General features: G+C 60.4%; 16 protein-coding genes. 8 read left to right on the plus strand and 8 right to left on the minus strand.

Annotation, left to right across the window (positions count from 1 at the left end):
- Nucleotide 1 precedes the first annotated feature (1 nt).
- A complete protein-coding gene (lptD, locus tag LPW13_RS17865; protein ID WP_230437349.1) occupies nt 2-2,629 on the minus strand; it encodes an LPS-assembly protein LptD in 2,628 nt (875 codons plus the stop codon).
- Between the two features lie 406 nt (nt 2,630-3,035).
- Here lptD and LPW13_RS17870 point away from each other — a divergent pair, with 406 nt between their 5' ends.
- The 3 genes from LPW13_RS17870 (at nt 3,036) to rpe (ending at nt 5,785) form a co-directional block, all read left to right on the plus strand.
- Nucleotides 3,036-4,136 carry an aminoglycoside phosphotransferase family protein gene (locus tag LPW13_RS17870; RefSeq protein WP_230437350.1) on the plus strand — a complete coding sequence of 367 codons (1,101 nt, stop codon included), beginning with the start codon at nt 3,036-3,038 and terminating at the stop codon, nt 4,134-4,136.
- Nucleotides 4,137-4,163: 27 nt separating this feature from the next.
- Nucleotides 4,164-4,886 (plus strand): nucleotidyltransferase family protein, encoded by a 723-nt coding sequence (locus tag LPW13_RS17875; RefSeq protein ID WP_230437351.1) that lies wholly within the window; start codon nt 4,164-4,166, stop codon nt 4,884-4,886.
- A gap of 230 nt (nt 4,887-5,116) precedes the next feature.
- The gene (gene rpe / locus LPW13_RS17880) at nt 5,117-5,785 is read left to right on the plus strand and encodes a ribulose-phosphate 3-epimerase (RefSeq protein WP_230437352.1); all 669 of its coding nucleotides are present in this window, start codon (nt 5,117-5,119) and stop codon (nt 5,783-5,785) included.
- A gap of 196 nt (nt 5,786-5,981) precedes the next feature.
- On the opposite strand, the gene ptsP is transcribed toward rpe, so the two are convergent.
- Both ptsP and rppH read right to left on the minus strand, forming a co-directional pair.
- Nucleotides 5,982-8,261 carry a phosphoenolpyruvate--protein phosphotransferase gene (gene ptsP / locus LPW13_RS17885; protein ID WP_230437353.1) on the minus strand — a complete coding sequence of 760 codons (2,280 nt, stop codon included), beginning with the start codon at nt 8,259-8,261 and terminating at the stop codon, nt 5,982-5,984.
- A gap of 152 nt (nt 8,262-8,413) precedes the next feature.
- The gene (gene rppH / locus LPW13_RS17890) at nt 8,414-8,917 is read right to left on the minus strand and encodes an RNA pyrophosphohydrolase (RefSeq protein ID WP_230439223.1); all 504 of its coding nucleotides are present in this window, start codon (nt 8,915-8,917) and stop codon (nt 8,414-8,416) included.
- 389 nt (nt 8,918-9,306) lie between these two features.
- Here rppH and LPW13_RS17895 point away from each other — a divergent pair, with 389 nt between their 5' ends.
- Both LPW13_RS17895 and LPW13_RS17900 read left to right on the plus strand, forming a co-directional pair.
- Complete coding sequence (locus tag LPW13_RS17895) at nt 9,307-9,999, plus strand: histidinol-phosphatase (protein ID WP_230437354.1); 693 nt, start codon at nt 9,307-9,309, stop codon at nt 9,997-9,999.
- A gap of 157 nt (nt 10,000-10,156) precedes the next feature.
- Nucleotides 10,157-11,371: an imelysin family protein gene (locus tag LPW13_RS17900; RefSeq protein ID WP_230437355.1), complete on the plus strand. Its 1,215-nt coding sequence runs from the start codon at nt 10,157-10,159 to the stop codon at nt 11,369-11,371.
- Nucleotides 11,372-11,450: 79 nt separating this feature from the next.
- Here the strand turns inward: LPW13_RS17900 and LPW13_RS17905 are convergent, their stop codons facing one another.
- From LPW13_RS17905 to LPW13_RS17925, 5 genes are all read right to left on the minus strand, one after another.
- The gene (locus LPW13_RS17905; RefSeq protein ID WP_230437356.1) at nt 11,451-11,984 is read right to left on the minus strand and encodes a DUF882 domain-containing protein; all 534 of its coding nucleotides are present in this window, start codon (nt 11,982-11,984) and stop codon (nt 11,451-11,453) included.
- A gap of 548 nt (nt 11,985-12,532) precedes the next feature.
- On the minus strand, nt 12,533-13,711 hold the full coding sequence (locus LPW13_RS17910; RefSeq protein ID WP_230437357.1) for a L,D-transpeptidase family protein: 1,179 nt from the start codon (nt 13,709-13,711) through the stop codon (nt 12,533-12,535).
- Nucleotides 13,712-13,800: 89 nt separating this feature from the next.
- The gene (locus LPW13_RS17915) at nt 13,801-15,108 is read right to left on the minus strand and encodes a L,D-transpeptidase family protein (protein ID WP_230437358.1); all 1,308 of its coding nucleotides are present in this window, start codon (nt 15,106-15,108) and stop codon (nt 13,801-13,803) included.
- A 247-nt stretch (nt 15,109-15,355) separates the two neighbouring features.
- Nucleotides 15,356-17,317 carry a L,D-transpeptidase family protein gene (locus tag LPW13_RS17920; protein ID WP_230437359.1) on the minus strand — a complete coding sequence of 654 codons (1,962 nt, stop codon included), beginning with the start codon at nt 17,315-17,317 and terminating at the stop codon, nt 15,356-15,358.
- 326 nt (nt 17,318-17,643) lie between these two features.
- Nucleotides 17,644-18,483: an NRDE family protein gene (locus tag LPW13_RS17925; RefSeq protein WP_230437360.1), complete on the minus strand. Its 840-nt coding sequence runs from the start codon at nt 18,481-18,483 to the stop codon at nt 17,644-17,646.
- A 114-nt stretch (nt 18,484-18,597) separates the two neighbouring features.
- On the opposite strand from LPW13_RS17925, the gene lgt reads away from it, so the two are divergent.
- From lgt to LPW13_RS17940, 3 genes are read left to right on the plus strand one after another with little or no spacing between them, the layout of a single operon-like run.
- Complete coding sequence (gene lgt, locus LPW13_RS17930) at nt 18,598-19,443, plus strand: prolipoprotein diacylglyceryl transferase (RefSeq protein WP_230437361.1); 846 nt, start codon at nt 18,598-18,600, stop codon at nt 19,441-19,443.
- Entirely contained in the window at nt 19,443-20,276 is an 834-nt protein-coding gene (locus LPW13_RS17935; RefSeq protein WP_230437362.1) for a thymidylate synthase, read from the plus strand. Before lgt ends, LPW13_RS17935 begins: the two co-directional genes overlap by 1 nt.
- The gene (locus LPW13_RS17940; RefSeq protein ID WP_230437363.1) at nt 20,276-20,794 is read left to right on the plus strand and encodes a dihydrofolate reductase; all 519 of its coding nucleotides are present in this window, start codon (nt 20,276-20,278) and stop codon (nt 20,792-20,794) included. Before LPW13_RS17935 ends, LPW13_RS17940 begins: the two co-directional genes overlap by 1 nt.
- Nucleotides 20,795-21,041: the final 247 nt, after the last annotated feature.

The raw sequence follows: 21,041 nt of genomic DNA on the forward strand, positions 1-21,041 counted from the left end.
ATCACTGTTTCAGTACTTCTCTCTGTTCAAAGTTGGCGATGCCCTGGGAGAGCATACGGTTGACCGAGCCGCCGAGGCCGGCGAGGCCTTTCAGCTGCAGTTCCAGATAGATGCCTTCGTCGTACTCCAGGTCTTCCGGTTTGACCACGTCTGCGAGGTCGTTATCGAGTTCGCGCCGCCACACGACGCGCGCACGATAGCAGCAACTGTCATATTCGAGTCCCGCGAGGTACTCCAGTTCCCGGTCAAAGGTTAAATCGTAGTTGGCCCGGGCGAGTATGGACAAGCGGCTGCTCAGTGGCCAGGCCGTAGAGATATCCGCCTGCTTGACGGGGCCCCGGGTCAGGTTGCCGTCGTTATCAAACTCTTCGTCATCGCGCAGATAGCGGTAGCTGACGTTGAGCAGACGGAAGTCGGGGTCCAGGTAGCGCAGGGTGACGTTACCGCGGTCGATGGTGTGGTCGGTATCGTCATAGATCACTTCACTGCTGATACGAAGGCTGTCGCTAGGGCGGCTCTCCAGGCGCGCGGCGAACTCCGAGCGGGGGACTTCCTCGATAAAGCCCTGCAGTTCGATGCGGCTGTTTTCGGAATAGAAGATCTGTCCGGCGCTGGCGGACAACAGGTCGCGCCCGCTGGTGGGATCAACAAAGCGGGTGGTTAGACCGAAAGCGGCGCGGTCGGCGTCATCAATACGGTCATTGCCGTTGAAGCGGCTGCTGCGGAACAGCTGGTCGTAGCTGAAGGTGAACAGCGAGGTGTCATACAGCAGATTGTTGCTCTTGCGATCAATCTGGCGGATATCGCTGACGTCGAGCAGGTCGGCCTGGTCGGCGTCGGTACTGGCGAGCAGGAACAGGCGTGGTTCCAGAGTCTGCACGTAGTCGTAATCAAACAGACGGCCATCGCGCTCGAAGTACAGGCCGCTGTCGATGGAAAGCTGTGCAGCGGAAGCCTCCGGGGTGTTCTGACTGGGGTCCGCAAGGAAGGCTTTGTCCACATCGTAGCCGAGGTAGATACCGGTCAGCTGCGGATTGAAGAAGCCCCACAGCCATTGCTTGTCCCAGCCGAAACCGTAGTCGATCCGGGTGCGATGGGCGTTGATAAAGTCTCGCGTACGTTCAGTAACGCTATCCGGGTCGTCTACATCGTCGATAAAGCGGATGGTCTGGGTGTCCGAGTGATCGAAGCTGGTGAGCTCGTGCTCCATCAGCAGTTGCCAGTCGCCCCATTTGTAGTTGCCATCGACATTGAGCCGCGGTAGCTGGCTGAAGGTATCGAAGCGGTCTTTGACCAGCTGCTGGTACTCCTGGGCGCGGATACTGGCGCGCCAGTGCTCACTGGTCAGGCTGCCCTCGACGGTCTGCTGCAGGCTGGTGAGTGCGCGCGAACTGACGTTCATCGGTACCTGCACGTTGGCGGTATCGAGATCGCGGAAATAGTCCGCATCGCTCACCTTGGTGTAATCAATTCTGGTCCGCCAGATACCGCCATTGCCACCCAGCTGGTTCAGGTTCACCAACCAGCGGTCTTTGCCCTTGGCGGGCAGTACCAGGTCTTCCGGAAACCCTTCATTGATCAGCCTGCGCGCGTCCTCGTCGTCGCCGCCCTTGTCGTTGGGCAGCCCCGCCAGGCGTGCTTCGGTACTGAACCAGGGGCTTAGATGGCGGCCTTCGAGCTCCAGCCCGGTGCCGCGGTACTGGATATAGCGCGGGGCGATGGTGGCATCCATCTGCGGGGCGATATTCAGGTAATAAGGAATAGCCACGTCGAAGCCGTTGTCGTCGTCGCGGCTGATACTCGGGAACAGGAACCCGGACATGCGATCACTGCCGACGGGAAAACGCAGGTACGGGAAGTAGAATACCGGTACATCGGCGATTTCCAGGCGCACATTGCGCGCGGTGCCCTGGCGCTCCACATTGTCGATGCTGATTTCGCCGCCGCTCATGCGCCAGAACTCGTTATCCGGCTCGCAGCGGGTGTAGGTGCCTTCGGTCAGAATCAGTTCCCCACTGGCCTGGCGGGAGGCGTGCCGGGCAGAACCGTGTACCGACTGTTCGTGTACAACGTAAGTGGCGTCCTCAATGGAGGCGGCCTTGCTGACTGTGTGCACCTCGGCGGATTTGCCCCGCACCAGCAAGTTGGGTTCGCGCATCTCGATTGCGCCGGTCAGGTGGGCGGTGTTGTCGTTGCGGTTGATATCCACCTGATCCGCAAACAGCTGTCGGTAGCCCTGGGTGGCATGCACATTGCCGCGCAATTGTGCGGTGCCGTCTTCCAGCCACCTTGCGGAATCGGCGGTAGCCCGCATGGGCGCTTCTTCCGGCAACAGGTCGGCGTCCGGGTACAGCCTGGGCGGTTCGATATACACGCCACCACATACCGGTGGCACCAGCGCGTGCTCGGCAGGCGTCAGCTGGCTCCTGGGAAACCAGTCCAGATACAGGTAGGGGTTGTCTTGCGCGTCGGCAATGGTTGCGGCCCGGGGTCCGTCTGTGTTTTCTGTTCCTGCTTCCGCCACTACCCACAGGGGCTGCGCAGCCAGCAGGCCGAGGGCGAGAGAGCGGGGTCGAGATAAATGTCCTATGGCTAGCGCAAGGCGGCGCCAGCGGGAAGCTTCCAGCATCGGGTGATCGGTTCCGGCTATCTTTAGAGTCTGTTCCGTTGGCGAGGGAGGCGGCTGGCTCAGACTGACTAGAGCTGACTAGTCAGCCGCCTGGGCGCACACTTTTTCCTTCCTGTGTTGTCCGTATCACAATCTCAAAACTGAGGATGGCAACGTTTGGCGTGGAGGGCTGAGCGAGTGCACAAAATCAGCGGACGATTCTACTTGAATGGGATAAGGCATGGAAACACTAACCGGATGTGCAACAGGTGATCCCCGACGCGGTCACGGTTACAATGCGCAGTTTTTAAGCGATGCCGAAGGGCGACGTAACCAATGGCGCAGGTCCGGGTCGCCCGGTGCCTGTTCGTGGCCAACAGTTCGTGGTCAATAAATAGTCATGGTCAAGAGACGCAGCAGGTGACGGATGAGTGAATGTGTAACCGAGGGGCTGGACCAGCGCCGTGATGAATTGCGTGACTGGGCTGCCCGTGCGCTGGTCTCGGGGCACGACCAGTTGTCAGTGCCGCCGCTGCAGGAAACCCTGCACCTGCGTCCGCTATCTGGCGACGCGGGCTTCCGCCGCTATTTCCGCACCGATACCAGCCCCAGTCTGATCGCGGTGGATTCACCACCTCAGCGCACCAATCCCAGCCGCTTTGTTGCCCTCGCGGACTACCTGCGTCGCAATGGCATCCACACACCGCTGGTGATTGCCGCGGATGTGGAGCGGGGATATATGCTGCTGGAAGATCTCGGTGACACCCAGCTGCTGCGGGAACTGGATGAGGACAGCGTTGCCGGCTTGTATGCCGAAGTCATGAACGAATTGCTGTGCCTGCAGCAGATCAAGCGTGCAGAGGGGCTGTTTCCTCCCTACGATCGCGCACTGTTGCACATGGAAATGCGGCTGTTGCCGGAATGGCTTGTGGGCAAACTGCTACAACGCGACATCAGCGACGCAGAAGACCAGATGCTGGAGCGCACCTTCGCGCACCTGCTCGACAGCGCCAGCGCCCAGCCCCAGGTGCTGGTGCACCGGGATTACCACAGCCGCAACCTGATGCTGCGCGACGGCGAGAGCCCCGGTGTGGTGGACTTCCAGGACGCGGTCTGGGGCCCCGTCACTTACGACCTCGCCTCCCTGTTGCGTGACTGTTATATCCGCTGGCCGCGAGAGCAGGTGGAAAACTGGGCCCTGACCTACCGCGCCATCGCCACCGACGCCGGCGTGATTCCGGAAGTGTCGGCAGAGACCTTCCTGCGCTGGTTCGACTGGATGGGGCTACAGCGCCACTTCAAGGTGTTGGGCCTGTTCCCGCGACTCTACCTGCGCGACGGCAAACATGGCTATCTGCCCGACCTGCCACTGGTAATCCGCTACACCGTCGAAGTGTGCGAGCGCTATCCTGAACTCAGCCCTTTCGCCGACTGGTTTCGCGGTGAGATCCTGCCATTGCTCGAACAGCAGGACTGGTACCGCGACTACCGCACCGCCGGCGAGCGACAAGCCGTCACCACCGAATAAACCGCCTCCTCAGACAGCGACCTCACCATGACCTCAGAAAACCGACAGGCCCCCGCCGCCATGTTGCTCGCCGCCGGTTTCGGCAAGCGTATGCGGCCCCTCACCGACCGCCTCCCCAAACCGTTGATCCCGGTACTGGGCAAACCGCTGATCGAATACACCCTCGAACGCCTCGCCGCCGCTGGTATCCAGCGCGTCGTCATCAACCTCGCCTACCGCGGCGACCAGATCCGCGACCACCTCGGCAACGGTAACCGCTGGGGCATACAGATCCAGTACTCGGAAGAAAACGAGCCCCTGGAAACCGCCGGCGGCATCACCAGAGCACTGCCGCTGTTGGGCGACGGGCCTTTCTTGGTCGTGAACGGCGACGTCTGGTGCGATTTCGACTTCAAGCACTGGCTCGAAAACCCGTTACCGGAAGCTTGTCCGGGGCGCCTGTTGATGGTCCCCAATCCGCCGCACAATCCCGAGGGAGATTTTGGTATAGATGGGGGAAGAGAGGACGATACCGAACGTGGCCTCTTGTCCGGCACCGCCAAACCGCGCTTTACCTATGCCGGTATCAGCTGGCTGAGACCGGAAATCCTCACCACTTATCCACATGCGCGGGACTGCTACGGCCTGGGCGAGGTTTTTACCCACAATGAGGATCTTATGCAGGCGGAGGTTTATCGCGGCGATTGGTGTGACGTGGGAACGCCGGAGCGGTTGAGCAAGTTGGAGGAACGCCTGCGCAGTGATGTGTAACCAGCTAAAACCTGTCAGCTGACGAAGTAAAGAACTACAAATTGAAGGCTGGGTGCTGGGTGGCGCTTTTCAGGATCGTCGCAAACAGGATGTTTGCGCCGAAGCGCCCAGGGATGGGTTCACAGCGCTCCTGAAAAGCGCCACCCAGTGCCCGGCCGCCACTGAGGGCCATTAAAAACGAGAACCCTTGGGGCGACCTAACTCTAAACAGAAGAGATTGAGACGAGAACATGCCAGACTACAAAATTGCACCTTCCATTCTTTCCGCCAACTTCGCCCGCCTGGGGGAAGAGGTGGACAATGTCCTCGCCGCGGGCGCCGACTGGGTGCACTTCGATGTGATGGACAATCACTACGTCCCCAACCTCACCATTGGCCCCATGGTGTGCAAAGCCCTGCGCAAACACGGCGTCGAAGCGCCCATCGACGTGCACCTGATGGTCGAGCCTGTCGACGACATGATCCGCATGTTTGCCGACGCCGGTGCCAGCTACATCACCTTCCACCCGGAAGCCAGCAAACACGTCGACCGCTCCCTGCAACTGATCCAATCCCTGGGATGCAAGGCAGGCCTTGTGTTCAACCCCGCCACCGGACTGGACACCGCCAAGTATGTACTCGACAAGCTCGACATGATCCTGCTGATGTCGGTCAACCCCGGCTTCGGCGGGCAGAAATTCATTCCCGCCACCCTGGATAAACTCAAACAAGCGCGCAAACTGATCGACGATAGTGGGCGGGATATCCGCCTGGAAATCGACGGCGGCGTAACCCGGGATAATATCCAGGAAATCGCCAAAGCCGGCGCCGACAGCTTTGTTGCCGGCTCAGCGATTTTCAATGCAGATGATTACGCGGAAGTGATCAGCGCCATGCGTTCTGAGCTCGCACAGGCATAGCGGTTTAAGCTCGCTTAGAGGCGGTACCGCTACCGGGAACAGCCTTGCCAGACACGCCGTGAACCCATCCATGGGGGCTCTTCTAAAACGTCCCTGTTTTAGAAGGTCTGGCAAGGCTGTTCCCGGTAGCGGCACCTTCGCGTTGGGCCGCAGTGGTTCAATTCAGTAAGGGTTATATTATTAGTAAGCTGGAAACCTACCCCCCCAAACTCGTCTCCGCCGGCTGGGGCTGCACCAGCCCACTGATCCCCAGATCCTGCAGATACCCGTGCAGCTTCTCTTCAATCTGCTCCGGACTCTCCATTTTCAGCACCTGCTGTAACAATCGATCCAGATCCGACTTGTTCACTGCTCGCAACGCGGCCTTTACCCGTGGCAGGTTGGTGGCGTTCATGGACAGGACGTCGTAACCCATTGCGACCAAGAGCAGCGCCCCGGCAGGGTCGCCCGCCAGTTCCCCGCAAATCCCCACCTTGGTGCTGGTTTCATGGCCGGCGGTAACCACCTGTAACAGTGCCTGTAACACCGCCGGGTGGAAGCCGTGGTAGATGCCGGCCACGCGGCTGTTGTTGCGATCCACCGCCAGCAGGTACTGGGTGAGGTCGTTGCTGCCGACGGACATGAAGTCTACCCGTGCGGCGAGTTCGCGGGCCTGGTACACGGCGGAGGGTACCTCGATCATGATGCCGAGCGGCGGGCGCTGGATTTTGTAGCCTTCGTCCACCAGTTCGTCGTAGGCGCGGTCCACCAGGCGGCGGGCGGCTTCCAGTTCGCCGACGCCGCTGATCATGGGCAGCATGATGCGCAGGTTGTCGAGGCCGAGGCTGGCTTTCATCATCGCGCGCACCTGGCCGAGGAAGATTTCCGGGTGGTCGAGGGTGACGCGGATGCCGCGCCAGCCGAGGAAGGGGTTGGTTTCCTCAATGGGGAAGTAGCTCAGGGCTTTATCGCCGCCGATATCCAGGGTGCGCATGGTGACCGGGCGGGGGGCAAAGGCCTGGAGTTGCTCGCGGTAGATTTCCCGCTGTTCTTCTTCCGAGGGGAAGCGGTCCCGCAGCAGGAAGGGGACTTCGGTGCGGTAGAGGCCGACACCTTCGGCGCCGCGCTCGAGGGAACGCACGACGTCTGCCATCAACCCGGTATTGACCCACAATCTTACCCGGTGGCCATCGGCGGTTTCACAGGGGAGCTTCGCCAGGTGGTCGAGGTTGCGCGCCAGTTCGCGCTCTTCTTCGGCGATGTCTTCAAAGCGACGTTTGAGCTCGGCGCTGGGATGGATGTGCAGCTCGCCGCGGTAGCCGTCCAGTACCAGATCGACACCGTCGATCTGCTCCCAGGGCAGTTCCTGGGCACCCATTACTGCGGGCACACCCATGGCGCGGGCGATGATGGCAACGTGGCTGTTGGCGGAACCTTTGATGGAGATGATGCCGGCGAGTCTTTCTCGGGGCACTTCTGCCAGTACTGCGGCGGTGAGCTCTTCGCCCACGAGGATGGTGTTATCGGGGTAGTCGCGCTGACTCTGTTCCTGCTGGCGCAGGTGCATCAGGACCCGGGCGCCCAGGTCGCGTACGTCGGCGGCGCGGTCGCGGAAGTAGGAGTCGGACATGGCCTCGAAACGCCGCACATGCTCCAGCATGACTTCGGCCCAGGCGCGGGCGGCAGTGAGTTGCTGGCGGATGCGCTCGCACACTTCGACGGCGATGGAGTTGTCGTCGAGCATGCTGATGTAGGCATCGAACAGTGCGCGCTCTTCCTTGTTCAGGTTGTCTTTGAGGCGCTCTCCCACATCGCGGATTTCTTCGCGCGCGGCGGCCAGCGCATGCTGGAACAGCGCCAGTTCCGCATCCACATCCATGCTGCAGGCAAAGGGGACAGTAGCGAGATTGGCCGGAGGCGCAACGATATGCGCGCGGCCGATGGCGACGCCGGGGGAGGCGGCAAGGCCGATGAATTTGGCTTCGTTGCGCTGCTGGCCGATATTGACCAGGGCACCGGTGGCTTCGGCGTGAGCGATGACGCCTGCCAGCTGGGCGGCAAGGGTGACCAGGAATGCCTCTTCCCCTTCATCGAAACGGCGGCGCTCGGTCTGCTGTACCACGAGTACGCCGAGCACATTGCGGTGATGGATAATGGGGGTGCCGAGAAAGGCGGAAAACTGCTCTTCGCCAGTGGTGGGGAAGTACTGGAACGCGGGGTGTGCCTCCGCCTGCTCCAGGTTGATGGGCTCTTCGCGGGTGACCACATTACCCACCAGGCCTTCGCCCGGGGCCATGTGCACCTGACCTACCGCGTCCTGGTTCAGGCCCTGGGTGGCCATGAGCACATAGTTACCCGATTGTTTGTCGAGCAGATACACCGAGCATACTTTGGTGTTCATCACCGCCTGTACCCGGCGGACGATGATATCCAGCACCGAGGGCAGGTCCCTGGCGGCGTTGACTTCCTGAACGATACTGCGCAGTGATCCGAGCAATCTGGCTTCCTCGCCGAATATTTTCTATCGCGGCTCTGTTGCGCTTGTTCGCGCCTGCTGGTGCAGACAAGAACAAGTGAGCCGCGGCTATGGTGCTGCTGGCTATTCAGGAACGGCCCCTGTGCTCGCAGCCGGAGCCGCACGGGTGGCGGTCAGCTGTCGCGCTTGTGCCAGCGTCTTTCCAATTGTATTTGTGTCGGCGCCAGCTCGGTGAGCGCACGCCGGTAGACCTCTCGCTTGAAGGTCACCACTTTGGTCAGCGGGTGCCAGTAACTTACCCAGCGCCAGTGATCAAATTCCGGTTTGTAGCCGTTATCGAAGCCGATGTTGCTTTCATCGGCTTCGAGCTGCAACAGAAACCACTTTTGCTTCTGTCCGATACACAGGGGTTCCGAGCGCTTGCGAACCAGTCTGCGGGGCAACCGGTAACGGAGCCAGCCGCGGGTGCTTGCGAGGAGCTTGACCTGGCTGCGAGTGAGCCCGACCTCTTCGTAGAGCTCGCGGTACAATGCCTGTTCCGGGGATTCGCCGGGATTAATTCCACCCTGGGGAAATTGCCACGCGTCCTTACCGCCTACCCTGCGCGCCCAGAGCGCCTGGCCGCGCGCATTCAGTACAATGATACCCACATTGGGGCGAAAGCCCTCACTGTCGATATTGCTGCTGTTACCCGAATGATTGTTGCCAGCTTTGTCCGCACCCCGCGGGTGGGAGTTCCTGCTCTCTGCAGATTTTTCCTGACGCGCGGAGTGTTTGGCAGGTCTGCGGCGGTTTTTACGCCCGGCGGGTGATTGCTTGCCGTCGCCCAAAATGCCGTCCTCAAATTCTATCTGGTGCATTGTTGCACCGGTTGTCCAGCATTGTTCCACAGCCACCGGTTTACGGCAATTCAGTGACACTGGTCGATGCCAGCGGCGCGTCGTCGGGGTAAAATCTCCCGCCGGGGGCATTCTCATGGGATGGCCGGGGTGAGGACGGCGAAAAATGGGCCAAACAGATCACCTCCGCGACAGCCTTGCCCTATATTCAATACAAGGAGATTTTTGTGCAGCTGGCGATTTTTGACCTGGATAACACTCTGATTGGCGGTGATAGCGATCACGCCTGGGGAGAGTTTCTGGTCTCCCGGGAATATGTGGACGGCGAGCGTTACCGCAATGAGAACGACCGTTTTTACCGGGACTATCAGAGTGGGGAGCTGGACATCTTCGCCTATCTGGAATTTGCGCTGGAGCCCCTGGTGCAGATGACGCGGGGACAGCTGGACAATCTGCATCGGGAATTCATGCAGGAGGTGATCGGCGATCTGTGGTTGCCGCACGCGGAAACCCTGATCCAGCGCCACCGCGATGCCGGCCATCACATCATGATCATCACCGCCACCAACCGCTTTGTGGTGGAGCCGATCGCTGCCCGATTGGGGGTGGATACGCTGCTGGCCACAGAGCCGGAAGAAGTGGACGGCAACTTTACTGGCCGGGTTGCGGGTGAGCCCTGTTTTCAGGGCGGTAAGGTGCTGCGACTGCGTGACTGGCTGGCGCGTAATGCCGATTACGAGCGCGGTGAAAAGTGGTTTTACAGCGACTCCATCAATGACCTTCCGCTGTTGCAGGAGGTGGAGCACCCGGTGGCAGTGGATCCAGACGAGCGCCTGCGCAGCGAGGCCGAGGCGCGGGGCTGGCAGATAATCAGCTTGCGCGCTGATGAAGCATCCTTCAGCGCGGCACTGAATTTTTGAGCACTGCGTTTCAGCCGTTCGCGGTTCTACTATTCACACTGACTGCCCAATCATTCACACCGTCCGAGTCGGGGCGGAGCGAAAGAGGAAACAAGTGATACGCTTCAATTCGCCCACAGGCCGGCCCTCCCACCAAGTGGACCGTCCGGCATCCCAAATGACACAGGTTCCTGCCGGGAAACCGCTGTGTGACCTGATTCGCGGCACCGGTTTGCTGGCACTGACTGCAGGGCTGTTATTTGCCACCGGTTGTGAACGCAAGGGCGAGGAGTCCCAGGCTGCGGTGGAGGTCGAAAAGCCCGCTGTCAGCGCGCCGGCCATTGACGAAGCGGCGGCGGATACCCTGTCCACCGCCTTTTGGCAGGCAGGTCAGGCCCAGGTTATTGATGCCGAGGCCGCCGCCGAAGCGCTCACCCGGGCCGTCACGCGGCTGTTGGAATCCCCCACTGAAGACCATCTCGAGGCGGCCAAGCTCGCGTGGCTGGACGCGCACCGGGAGCTGGCGGCGGCACTGCCCTATATTCGTGTTGCTTTTGCGCCGGCAGAACTGCAGGAGCAGGGCCGTGAGATAATACTGGCTCTGGATAGCTGGCCGACCCAGGCCGGTTACCTGGATACTGTACCGGGATATTCTTCCAGTGGCATCGTCAACGATACTGCCATTGATCTGACCCTGGCCAACCTGCGCAAACAGCATCGGCTCACTGCCCATGAAGAAGCCAGTACCGGCTATCACGCGCTGGAAGTAATGCTGTGGGGGCCGACCAGCGAGCGCAATGCCAGCGAGTTTGCCCAGGCCAGTGGTGGCGAAAAGCCCCAGGCGAAGGCCGCCAACCGCCGGCGTGAGCTGACGCGTCTGATTGCCCAGGGGATTGGTGAAGACAGTCGTCGTCTGGCGGCGCGTTGGCCGCTCGCGGCCAATGATCTCTCGCAACCGTTCCTTGCCCAGTCGCCGAGCGGCCGCATACGCGCGGTACGCGATACGCATATAGCATTTTTGCGCAACGATGTGCTGCCGCGGATACCGGAGAGTTCCGAGAGCGATGTGGAAAGCGGTCGCGCGGCGGATTCCAAGCAGGCGGTGCTCGCCATGTTGCGGACTATCCAGGCCAATTGGTTGCCGGGGGGAGGCGGCGGCATGGCAGATCTGCTGCTGGATCCTCGTCAGCGGGAGGCGCTGGCGCTCAACTTTGCCGAGCTGGAGCAGCGGCTATTGAAAATGGAGGATCCGATCGAGCTGGCTGCGCCGACAGCGCTGCATCGCAGCCGCCAGCAGGTCGAAGCGTTGATCGGACTGATGTCCGGCAATACCCAGGTACCGCCGCGGCAGGAGGATATGACGCCAGTCAGCCATACGGAATCTGAAGGGTGAGAGGATGAGTTGATCAACCTGAAAACAAAAAAACCAGGCAATGCCTGGTTTTTTTGTGTCGGGGCCGGATGCCGGTGGATTACCAGCGACGTACCGGGCCTGTGTCAACGTGCACGAAGTTACTCTTCGGGTAGTAGCCTACACCACCAGCCTTGAGATCCAGTGCCGCTCTACGGACCTTCGACAGGGGGATGCCGGGCATCCGGATGTCGATGGCCATACCGCGAGTGTGGTAGCTGCGGCGGGCAACGCCGCGGCCAGCGGCACGCAGTTTGGCGTTGGTCTTGGCTGAGCGGTAGCCGGAGATAATCTCCACTTCACCGTTAAAGTTCAGCTTTTCTTTGATTTTGTACACGATGTCCAGCACTTTCGGGTCCATACGTGTCACTTCGTTGGCGCGGTGGTCACGCAGCAGACGGTTGAACTGTTTCAGTCCGCTGCCGACGTAATCACCATCTGCCCAGTAAGATGCAGTCAGGCGTTCACCGGTGTGGAGGTTACGCATCTTGAGGGTGCGTGATTTACCCACCTTCGCCAGTGCCGGGCCGGCTGAAACCGCGGCCGCGGTAGCTGCAGAAACTGCTAAAAACCTGCGTCTTGATACTTCTTTCATACCCTGTCACCGCCTCTGAGTTGTAGTGAATCTTGCTTTCGCTTGAGTCGCCTCCACTGCCACTCGACTTGATTGGCACTGTACGAAAAATAGTCAGGGGTTACAAACAGAACAGTGCTCATGACGAATTGATCATAAAAAACCATTGTAATTTTGTTCTAGCAGGCTACGACCAGGAGACTTTTTTACCGATTTATTCACAAGTGAATATCGAAACTTGTTGACAGCGTTGTCACTCGTGGAAATTAATTTTTTTGCGACTGCCTGGTTCTGTTTCAGGTTTAATAGCGGGTTTGGGGAATTAGCCCCCGAATAGTCGCTAAACCGGGGAATGTGGGGGCCCGGAACGGCTGTATGGGGGAAATTTCCGATGACAGCTTGTCGCTGGGAGTCAGTACTCGGGACAGTGGAGGCAACGGCGTCCTTTTTTGGGGCGACCCGGTGAAACCCTTGTCTGGTGAGTGCGGCTCGCCGATTCCAGCCGCTGCCCGGGGAGGTGACCGGCGGAGACTGTAGGGGATGTAGGGCGGCGCACGCGGCAGCGGATGTCAGGGATCCCTGTGGTACACATCCGGGCGGAAATGTACCTGACCGCGGGGATCGACCCAGGCGGTGAGATAGGTGATAAACAGGACTGGGGGATTATCCACCTTGATGGTGACAGACTCATCGCCGATGGTCGCCTGGGCGACCCGGGTTCTGTCCCAGCCCTGGCGTGCCAGCAGGGCATATGCCAGCTCTTCCGGCTGCTCGAGTCGGATACAGCCATGACTGAATGCCCGTTCCCGGTGTTTGAACAGGCTCTGGGCCTGGGTGTCGTGGAGAAAGATTGCCTGTTTATTGGGGATCACGAATTTGACCTGGCCCAGCGTATTATCCGGCCCCGATATCTGGCGCAGGGTGGCCTTACCCTTGGCGGCACTGGCAATACTCTCGTCAGAGATCGGTATGGTGGTGTTGGTACCGTATTTCACCACCCGGTAACCGCGTTTGTGCATGGCCTCGGGATTGTTGCGCGCCTTGGGCAGCAGGTCGGTGAGCAGGATACTGCGGGGCACGGTCCAGGTGGGATTGAACACCACCGATACCACTTTGCTGTTCATATCCGGTGTGCGTTTGCTGCTTTTGCCCACCACGGTTTTCATATTCAGGGTGACCCTGCCGTTTTCTACCAGCTGTAGCTGATAATCGGGAACGTTGATCAGGACATAGCGCGCCCCGGGGTTGTCTGGCAGACGATCCCAGCGCTCGGCATTTTTATCCAGTAGCTCTGCCAACTCCTGGGGCGGGCGCGCGAGTTCTGTGGCAGTTGCTCTGTCGAGTATGCCTGTGACCGGCAGGCCGTGACGGCGCTGATAGGCTTCCAATGCCAGCTGCAGACCGACGCCAAAAAGTGCCGGGTTCTGGCTGCCCACGGGCACGGGCCCCGGTTGCCCCCGGTAATCCCCATACAGCTTCAACAGTGCGCGCAATTGGGTCACCCGCGGCCCCCGGTCGCCAGGCCGCAGGGCGGCGCCGGCGGTGACCGGTTCCCACTTATCTGCCAGTGCGCGGTAGCGCTCGGCCTGCAGTCGCAATTGCTCGCCGGCGGTTGAGAATTTCACGGCGTCTACAGGTGTTTTCGGTTCGGCGCCGGCGCTCATGGCGCCGAGGGCAGTCAGCCCGGAGAGCACTGTGCACAGTGCCATCTGTCGCCACGGGTATTGTCGGGGTGTTGGTTGATTCATTGCTCTCCCCTCAACATATCGCAAACTCTGGGCTTGCAATCCGGTCACAGCCTTCGCTGTCGACAAGCCGCGTGACTGTATTTTTCTGCTCAGTCTCGCTGCTCATGGTTTTCTTCCGGGGTTGCATCGGTCTGTGCGACTTTGTCGCCATCTACAGGATCGCGCCCGTAGATATCGGGGCGGAAATTCAGTTGGCCTTTCTCATCCACCCAGGCGGTCCAGTAGGTGATGTGTACGGGAATCGGCTGCTCCAGAGCGACCGAGCGGGTACGGCTGCCGGTGGTCATTTGCGCCAGTTTGTCCGCAGTCCAGTTGCCCTGGCTGGCGAGTACGATCTCTGCCAGTTCTCCGGGCTTTTCCAGTCGAATACAGCCATGGCTGTAAGCCCGAGTGCTGCGGCTGAAGAGCTTTTTGCGGTTAGTGTCATGGAGGAATATTGCCTGTCGATTGGGAATCACAAACTTGAATCGTCCCAGCGCGTTGCCTTCACCTCCGCGCTGTTGCAGGGCCACACTGCCGAGTCTCAGCGCGCGAAGGTTGCGGCCACTGAAGGGCACCGATTTGCCGCTGTTGTTGACCAGGCGGTATCCGCCGGCGGTCAGATTGGCACTGCCTTTTGGTAGCAGCTCGCGCACCGCGATATTGCGTGGCACCGTCCAGGTGGGATTGAACACCACCCGGGTAAGGCGCGTGCTGAGCTGGGGCGTGGCGTGTTTGCTTTTGCCGACCACCACCCGCATTCGGTACTGCTCTTTCTCACCCTGTACCAGACGCAGGGTGTATTCGGGGATATTGACGTGGATATAGCGGGGCCCGAGATCCTTGGGCAGGGTCTGCCAGCGCTGCAGGTTTGCGCGCAGGGTGGCAAGCCGCCGCTGTGGCGGTGTGTTCAGGTGTTCGCGGGTATGGCGGTCGACGATGCCATCGGCACGCAGGCCGTGACGGCGCTGAAATCGCTCTACCGCCTGACGCAGTTTGCTGTCAAAACGGGTTGGATCGGCTTCTTGGGGATTCTCTTCGGCAGTACCGGCACCGGCTGTCGCTGCCGGCATATCGCCGGTCACTGGCAGGTCGCCGTACTGCATCAGTAGTGAGCGCAGTGTTTTGACCCGCTCGTCGCGCATTCCTGAACTCAGCGCCTGACCGTCTGGCAGGGGCTCCCAGGCGTCGCTTTCAGCAAGAGCCTGATAGCGGGCGAGCGCCTCGCGCATCAACGCGTATTGCCGGCCGTAAGGGGTGTAGGGGCTGTAGGGCTTCAGCAGTTCTTTGCTGGCGTTTTGCTGGTCATTTACGGTCTCCTGCCTGCTTTCCTCCGCGCCAGTCTGGGCGGAAATGGACAGGATCAGCGCCGCCAGTGCAGCGCGGCCAAAATGTGGAGAGGTCCCCGTTGAGCCCATGTCAGTACCCCTGAACTATTACCAACTTGCCGGCAGCCAGGTCTGTTTGGATGCCTGAGAGGGGCCGCAGCTGCGACCGCATTGTCCCTAATTGGTAATTCGTGACCGGGATGGCCCCAAATTAGTTTTGGCGTATGCGCAGGGGTGGGGTGAGGGCTTTGGGAATAAAGCCGGGCGGCGGGGCCGCCCGGCAAGGTCGGGGCAGTGAGACGTCCCGTTACAAAGGGGGAAAGTCCGTTGGTGACGTTCAGTCGAACTGATTGACCGCCAGTCCGTCTTTGCCATAGATATCCGGGCGGAAGTGCATGCGCCCTTCGCCGTCGACCCAGGCGGTCCAGTAGGTGATGTAGACCTTGACGTTCTGATTTTTCATGCGCACTTCTGTGGTGTCGTCGCCGGTGGTCAGCTGGTCGATGCGGAATCGGCTCCAGTCGCCAGGCTCGTCCCGCAGCAGGGCTTCTGCCAGCTGGCGGGGCTTGGCCAGGCGTACACAGCCGTGGCTGTAGTCGCGGTCAGTAAGCGAGAACAGACTCTTGGCGCGGGTGTCGTGGAGATAAATATCATCCTTGTTGGGGATCTCGAACTTGATGCGGCCGAGAATATTCTTCTCACCGCCTTTCTGGCGCATCAGGAAGCCGCCACTGGCCGCGGTGCGCAGGTTACTCGGGGTCAGGGGCAGATATTCGCCGCTGCCATTCACCACCCGGTAGCCCATATTTTCCATGCCGTGCGGATTGGAGCGCGCCTTGGGCAGGATCTCGTTCACCAGAATGCTGCGGGGTACGGTCCACGTGGGGTTGAAGACCACACGGGACACCCGCGTGGTCATCTCCGGTGTCTGGTGGATCTTCTTGCCCACCACCACGTTCATGGACAGCTTGATGCGGTTATTGCGCACATAATTGAGTTTGTACCCGGGCACGTTTACCTGGATGAAGTTGTCCCCCAGGTTGGCGGGCAGCTTCTCCCGGCGACGGATATTGGTCTCGATAATATGGGCGCGGGCGGTGGGCGACAGGTTCAGGCGCTGGCGGGTCTGGCGGCCGACAATGCCATCCGGTTTGAGGCCGTGACGCACCTGGAACCGGACCACGGCATCGTGTAACCGCTGGTCGAACTTGTTGCTGTTGGGATCATTGCCGTAGCTGTAGTAGTCACCGTATACCGCGAGCATATTGCGCAGGATGGCCACGTGGGGGTGCTTGGCACCGATGGTCATGGCCGGTCCCGCCGGTAGCGGGCGCCAGCGACCGGTAGCGGCCATATCGCGGTAGCGGGCCAGCTGCTGGCGCAGGGCTTGGGCGTCGCCGCCAAAGGGTGTGTTTTCCTCGAGCCAAATGCCCTCGCCACTGGCGGGCGGCATTGCGGTCGGCCCGTCGGACAAATTGCGATAGCGCGGCATCGAGGAGCCGTATGTGCGCGGATAGCTGCGCGTCGAGTAGCGAGCAGAGTGGCTGGTACCGTATCGGGTGCTACCGGAATAGGTAGTTGGACGCGAGCGGCGCTGGGACTGCCCGCGCTGGGTGTAGTAAGTGGAGCGGTCTACGGAACGGCCGTCGCGTTTTTCGCTACCACGATTGTAACCGCGGAAGTATTTGCGGCCGCTGTCCTCCGCGCGCGCATAGAATCGGGTGCTGGCCATCTGGAAACCGCCCTCGGTGGTATTTACCGGGGTGATGTCCTTGCGGCGGGGGCGGGGATGGTACTTGCGGCTGTCCGGGTTCAGCTTGTCCAGCTGGGTGTCCTGGGCGTAGGAAATAAATGCATCGGTAAGCAGCACGTCCAGAACAGCGGCCATTTGCAGCCGTTGCGGTGTATCGCGCAGGGTGCGGTCGAAATAGCCCAGGTGATAGCGATAATCCACCAGGCTGCTGGGATTGCCCGAGCTGGATGCAGTGAGCTGCTTGAGCAGGTCGTTGGCGGTGTCGCTGAGACTGTAGTTGTCAAACCACAACAGGCGGTAGTCGGTGCGGCGGTAGATCCGACGCACGGCCGCCGGATTGAAGATCGGGTCCTGTGCCGGCCAGGCGTCCGGGTTCTCCTCCAGCCAGTTGACCAGATGGGGGCGAACGGCATTTTCCGGAAGCACCGGAACGGTCTTCTGGTTAGCCATGAAAGCGTAATACAGGGCAAACAGACAGAGACTGCCCAGTATCAGCATGGGCAATGGCGACTTGCGTTTGTGACGCTCTGGAATGAAATAAGACATGGTACCTCAGCGATACAGCAGGGCGCCGGTTTACAGTGCGGAAGCCGGGGCCCGATCGTTCATACCTTCCCAACTTTAGGTGCCCCTATCCTGCTGTGACCGACGGGTAACCCGTCGACGGCGCACCTGAGTCGAGCATCCCGCGCGACCTTCCTTTATTTGAGGCGGATGTGAGTGTCCGATTAGCGCGAAACTCAACATGCGCCTGCCTGTGAAATTAAGTATGGCAACAAATCCGGAATTTGCTTGGCGTCAGTTTCATTTCACCTTACGGCGTCTGCTCTATATCCGGAGAGCGGGGGAGCCCGGGATCTGACTGGTTCCGGTTACGACGGCGCGCGGGGCGTGACGGAGGCTGTAGTGGAGGGAATAGTGAAGTGTCTGGGGCTGCCGAGGGGCTGACCTTCCCGGTAGCTCTGTTCCCAGAAATACACACGGCCTTCCCGATCACTCAGGACCAGGGTACTGGCACGGGTACCGTAACCGCTGGAACCTTCGCGGAGATTACCCGCGGGGATTCGCACGAAAATGGGCGCCAGGGCGCGTTCCATTTCCAGGCCAACGCCGGTATCGGGCAGCGCGCTGTCTTCGGCGACGGCGGTGTCCTGAAGCAGTGCGAGGGAAGGGGCCAGTAGCCACTCTGGTGGCGCATTGTGGGGGAGTGACTGAACCAGTTGCGCCAGGCTTTCGCGACCGCGGGTGACCTTGGGCCAGGGTGCATCGGCGGCACCATTGGAAATACCGTGTACGCCGGAGGTCATGGCAAACGGCCGGTGGCGATTGCCCGCGCAGATCAGCGATTCGGGGGCCGCTGGATCGTACAGCATGGCGTTAAAACCGCGGTAGCGCTCCCCGGCGAGGGTCTCTGCAAAGCGCAGGGGGGCGTTGTCTGCTGCGAGAAACTTCGTGGGGATATCGCCGCGGGATGCCGCCGCCGGTGGCGTGGGCACGCCGGGTTCGCGCACATTGGTCACCGCCGCCAGGCGCCCGCCGTCCGTTGCACCAAGCCAGGTGCCGCCGGCCTCGAGGTCGCGTCCGGCTACGATGGGCGGTGTGTGCCAGAGGTCTGCCGGCGCGGTGGGGCGCTGGTAAAACTCATCGCGGTTGGCCAGCAGTATCAGCGGGTAGCGAGGGTGCTGGCGGTAGGCAAACAGCAGCAGGCACATGGCAATCTCGTCTTGGTGTCTGTTCCCGCTGTTCAAATTTGGTGAGCAGCGGGGGTTAAAAGGTGGGAGATTTGCCACCATAATAACCGCACTTTTTATAACCGCGGTTCCAGCATGCTGACTTACCCTGAAATCGACCCTGTTGCGCTGGCCATCGGGCCGCTCAAGATCCACTGGTATGGGCTTATGTATCTGGCGGGCTTCGTCGCCGCCTGGTGGCTCGCCATGCGTCGGGCCGCCAGGCCCTGGTCACCGGTGATCAAGTCCGAGGTTGAGGATCTGATTCTGTTCTGCGCCATTGGTGTGGTCGTGGGCGGACGCCTCGGATACATGTTCTTTTATAACTTCCCCGAGCTGGTTGCCCACCCCCTCAGTCTGTTCAAGGTGTGGGAAGGCGGTATGAGTTTCCATGGTGGCCTGATTGGCGTGATGCTGGCAGCGGCCATCTATGCGCGTCGTATTGGCACCACCTTCCCGGCCCTGATCGATTTTGTCGCTCCGCTGGTGCCTATTGGTCTCGGCCTGGGTCGAATTGGCAACTTTATCGGGCAAGAGCTGTGGGGCCGTCAGACCGATGTGCCCTGGGGCATGGTGTTCCCCAAGGATCCGGAACTGCTGGTGCGGCATCCATCGCAGCTGTACCAGGCGTTTCTGGAGGGGCTGGTACTGTTTGTGGTGCTGTGGCTCTTTTCCAGCAAACCGCGCCCGCGTCTGGCGGTCGGCGGCCTGTTTGTGATGCTGTATGGCATTTTCCGCTTCCTGGTGGAATTTGTGCGCGAGCCAGACGGCCACATCGGCTTCGATCTCTTCGGCTGGATGACCCGTGGCCAGCTGCTGAGCCTGCCGATGATTGCCGCCGGCCTGGCTCTCCTGATCTGGAGCTATCGCACGCAACCGCTGCCGGAAGGGCGCAGTGAACAAGTTGAAGACCTGAAATCGGCGAAGGGCGCCAGTAAATAATGAAGCAGTATCTCGATCTAATGCGCCATGTGCGCGACAACGGCACCCTCAAAAGCGACCGCACCGGTACCGGCACCCGCAGCGTGTTCGGCTACCAGATGCGCTTTGATCTGGCGCAGGGGTTTCCGCTGGTAACCACCAAGAAGTGTCATTTGCGCTCCATCATTCACGAGCTGCTGTGGTTCCTGAAGGGCGATACCAACATTGCCTACCTCAAGGAGCACGGTGTGCGGATCTGGGACGAGTGGGCCAGCGAGGACGGTGATCTGGGGCCGGTGTACGGTTATCAGTGGCGCTCGTGGCCAACGCCGGACGGCCGCCATATTGATCAGATCAGCGAGTTGGTTCAGCAGATCAAAACCCGCCCGGATTCCCGGCGCCTGATCGTCAGTGCCTGGAACCCGGCGGACCTGCCGGATGAGGGGGGCTCCCCATCGGACAACGCCCGCGCCGGTAAAATGGCCCTGGCGCCCTGTCACGCCTTGTTCCAGTTCTATGTGGCAGACGGCAAGCTGTCCTGCCAGTTGTACCAGCGCAGTGCGGATATCTTTCTCGGGGTGCCGTTCAATATCGCTTCTTACAGCCTGTTGACCCTGATGATTGCCCAGGTGTGCGGTCTGGAGCCCGGCGATTTCGTGCATACCTTCGGCGATGCCCACCTGTATTCCAACCACTCTGAGCAGGTAGAGCTGCAACTGTCCCGCGAGCCCCACCCGCTGCCGCAGATGCGCCTCAATCCCGAGGTGACGGACCTGTTCGAGTTCCGCTTTGAAGACTTCGATCTGCAGGGTTACGAAGCGCATCCGCATATCCCGGCACCGGTGGCGGTCTGATGGTGGCGGAACAGATTCCGGTGGCGATGATCGTCGCCGCCGCCCGCAATGGCGCCATCGGGCGCGAGAATACCCTGCCATGGAAGATCTCTGGCGATCTGCAGTTCTTCAAGCGCACCACCCTGGGCAAGCCCATCGTCATGGGGCGTAAGACCTTTGAGTCCATCGGGCGCCCCCTGCCGGGGCGGCGCAATATCGTGATAACCCGCAACCCTGCGTGGCAGGCCGACGGAGTGGATGCCGTGACCTCCCTGGATCAGGCCCTGGAACTTGCGGCCGAAGTGGCCAAAAAGGAGGGGGCTGATGAAATTATGGTGATCGGTGGGGCGCAGATCTACCGCCAGGCCATGCCCCTGGCACGGCGCTTGTATGTGACCGAAGTTGAGGCTGAGGTCGACGGGGATGCCCACTTCCCGGCGCTGGATGAAAGCTGGAAAGAGGTGAGTCGGGACTGTTACCCGGCCTCGGAAAAGGATGAATACAACTACTGCTTAGTTCAGTACGACAGGTTTTTTTAAAAACAAATTGACCAAAATTTACTCTTTCAGGTAGATTTGATCATTAGTTGCACAGCGTTGGACGCCGCAAATGTGTGCATGCAACCCGAAGGTGTTACCTCGGTGTTACCGTGCTACTCAGGGTGTCCGGCGCGGACATTCCGCATTTGAATAATCAATTCGGCTGTTTACAATGTGCGGCTCTTAGCTGTCTTCAAACCAAAAACTACCGCGTTGTGGCAGCTAAACCATCGCGACCATGTTGTGA

Origin of the sequence: Microbulbifer celer, from assembly GCF_020991125.1 — a bacterium.
Classification (GTDB): Bacteria; Pseudomonadota; Gammaproteobacteria; order Pseudomonadales; family Cellvibrionaceae; genus Microbulbifer; species Microbulbifer celer.

Coding starts and splice junctions, on each gene's coding strand:
- LPW13_RS17910 (WP_230437357.1), bottom strand. CDS start 13,711: ATGAATCAACCAACACCCCGACAATACCCGTGGCGACAGATGGCACTG.
- LPW13_RS17870 (WP_230437350.1), top strand. CDS start 3,036: ATGAGTGAATGTGTAACCGAGGGGCTGGACCAGCGCCGTGATGAATTG.
- LPW13_RS17905 (WP_230437356.1), bottom strand. CDS start 11,984: ATGAAAGAAGTATCAAGACGCAGGTTTTTAGCAGTTTCTGCAGCTACC.
- LPW13_RS17935 (WP_230437362.1), top strand. CDS start 19,443: ATGAAGCAGTATCTCGATCTAATGCGCCATGTGCGCGACAACGGCACC.
- LPW13_RS17925 (WP_230437360.1), bottom strand. CDS start 18,483: ATGTGCCTGCTGCTGTTTGCCTACCGCCAGCACCCTCGCTACCCGCTG.
- LPW13_RS17915 (WP_230437358.1), bottom strand. CDS start 15,108: ATGGGCTCAACGGGGACCTCTCCACATTTTGGCCGCGCTGCACTGGCG.
- LPW13_RS17900 (WP_230437355.1), top strand. CDS start 10,157: ATGACACAGGTTCCTGCCGGGAAACCGCTGTGTGACCTGATTCGCGGC.
- LPW13_RS17920 (WP_230437359.1), bottom strand. CDS start 17,317: ATGTCTTATTTCATTCCAGAGCGTCACAAACGCAAGTCGCCATTGCCC.
- LPW13_RS17940 (WP_230437363.1), top strand. CDS start 20,276: ATGGTGGCGGAACAGATTCCGGTGGCGATGATCGTCGCCGCCGCCCGC.
- rpe (WP_230437352.1), top strand. CDS start 5,117: ATGCCAGACTACAAAATTGCACCTTCCATTCTTTCCGCCAACTTCGCC.
- LPW13_RS17875 (WP_230437351.1), top strand. CDS start 4,164: ATGACCTCAGAAAACCGACAGGCCCCCGCCGCCATGTTGCTCGCCGCC.
- lgt (WP_230437361.1), top strand. CDS start 18,598: ATGCTGACTTACCCTGAAATCGACCCTGTTGCGCTGGCCATCGGGCCG.
- lptD (WP_230437349.1), bottom strand. CDS start 2,629: ATGCTGGAAGCTTCCCGCTGGCGCCGCCTTGCGCTAGCCATAGGACAT.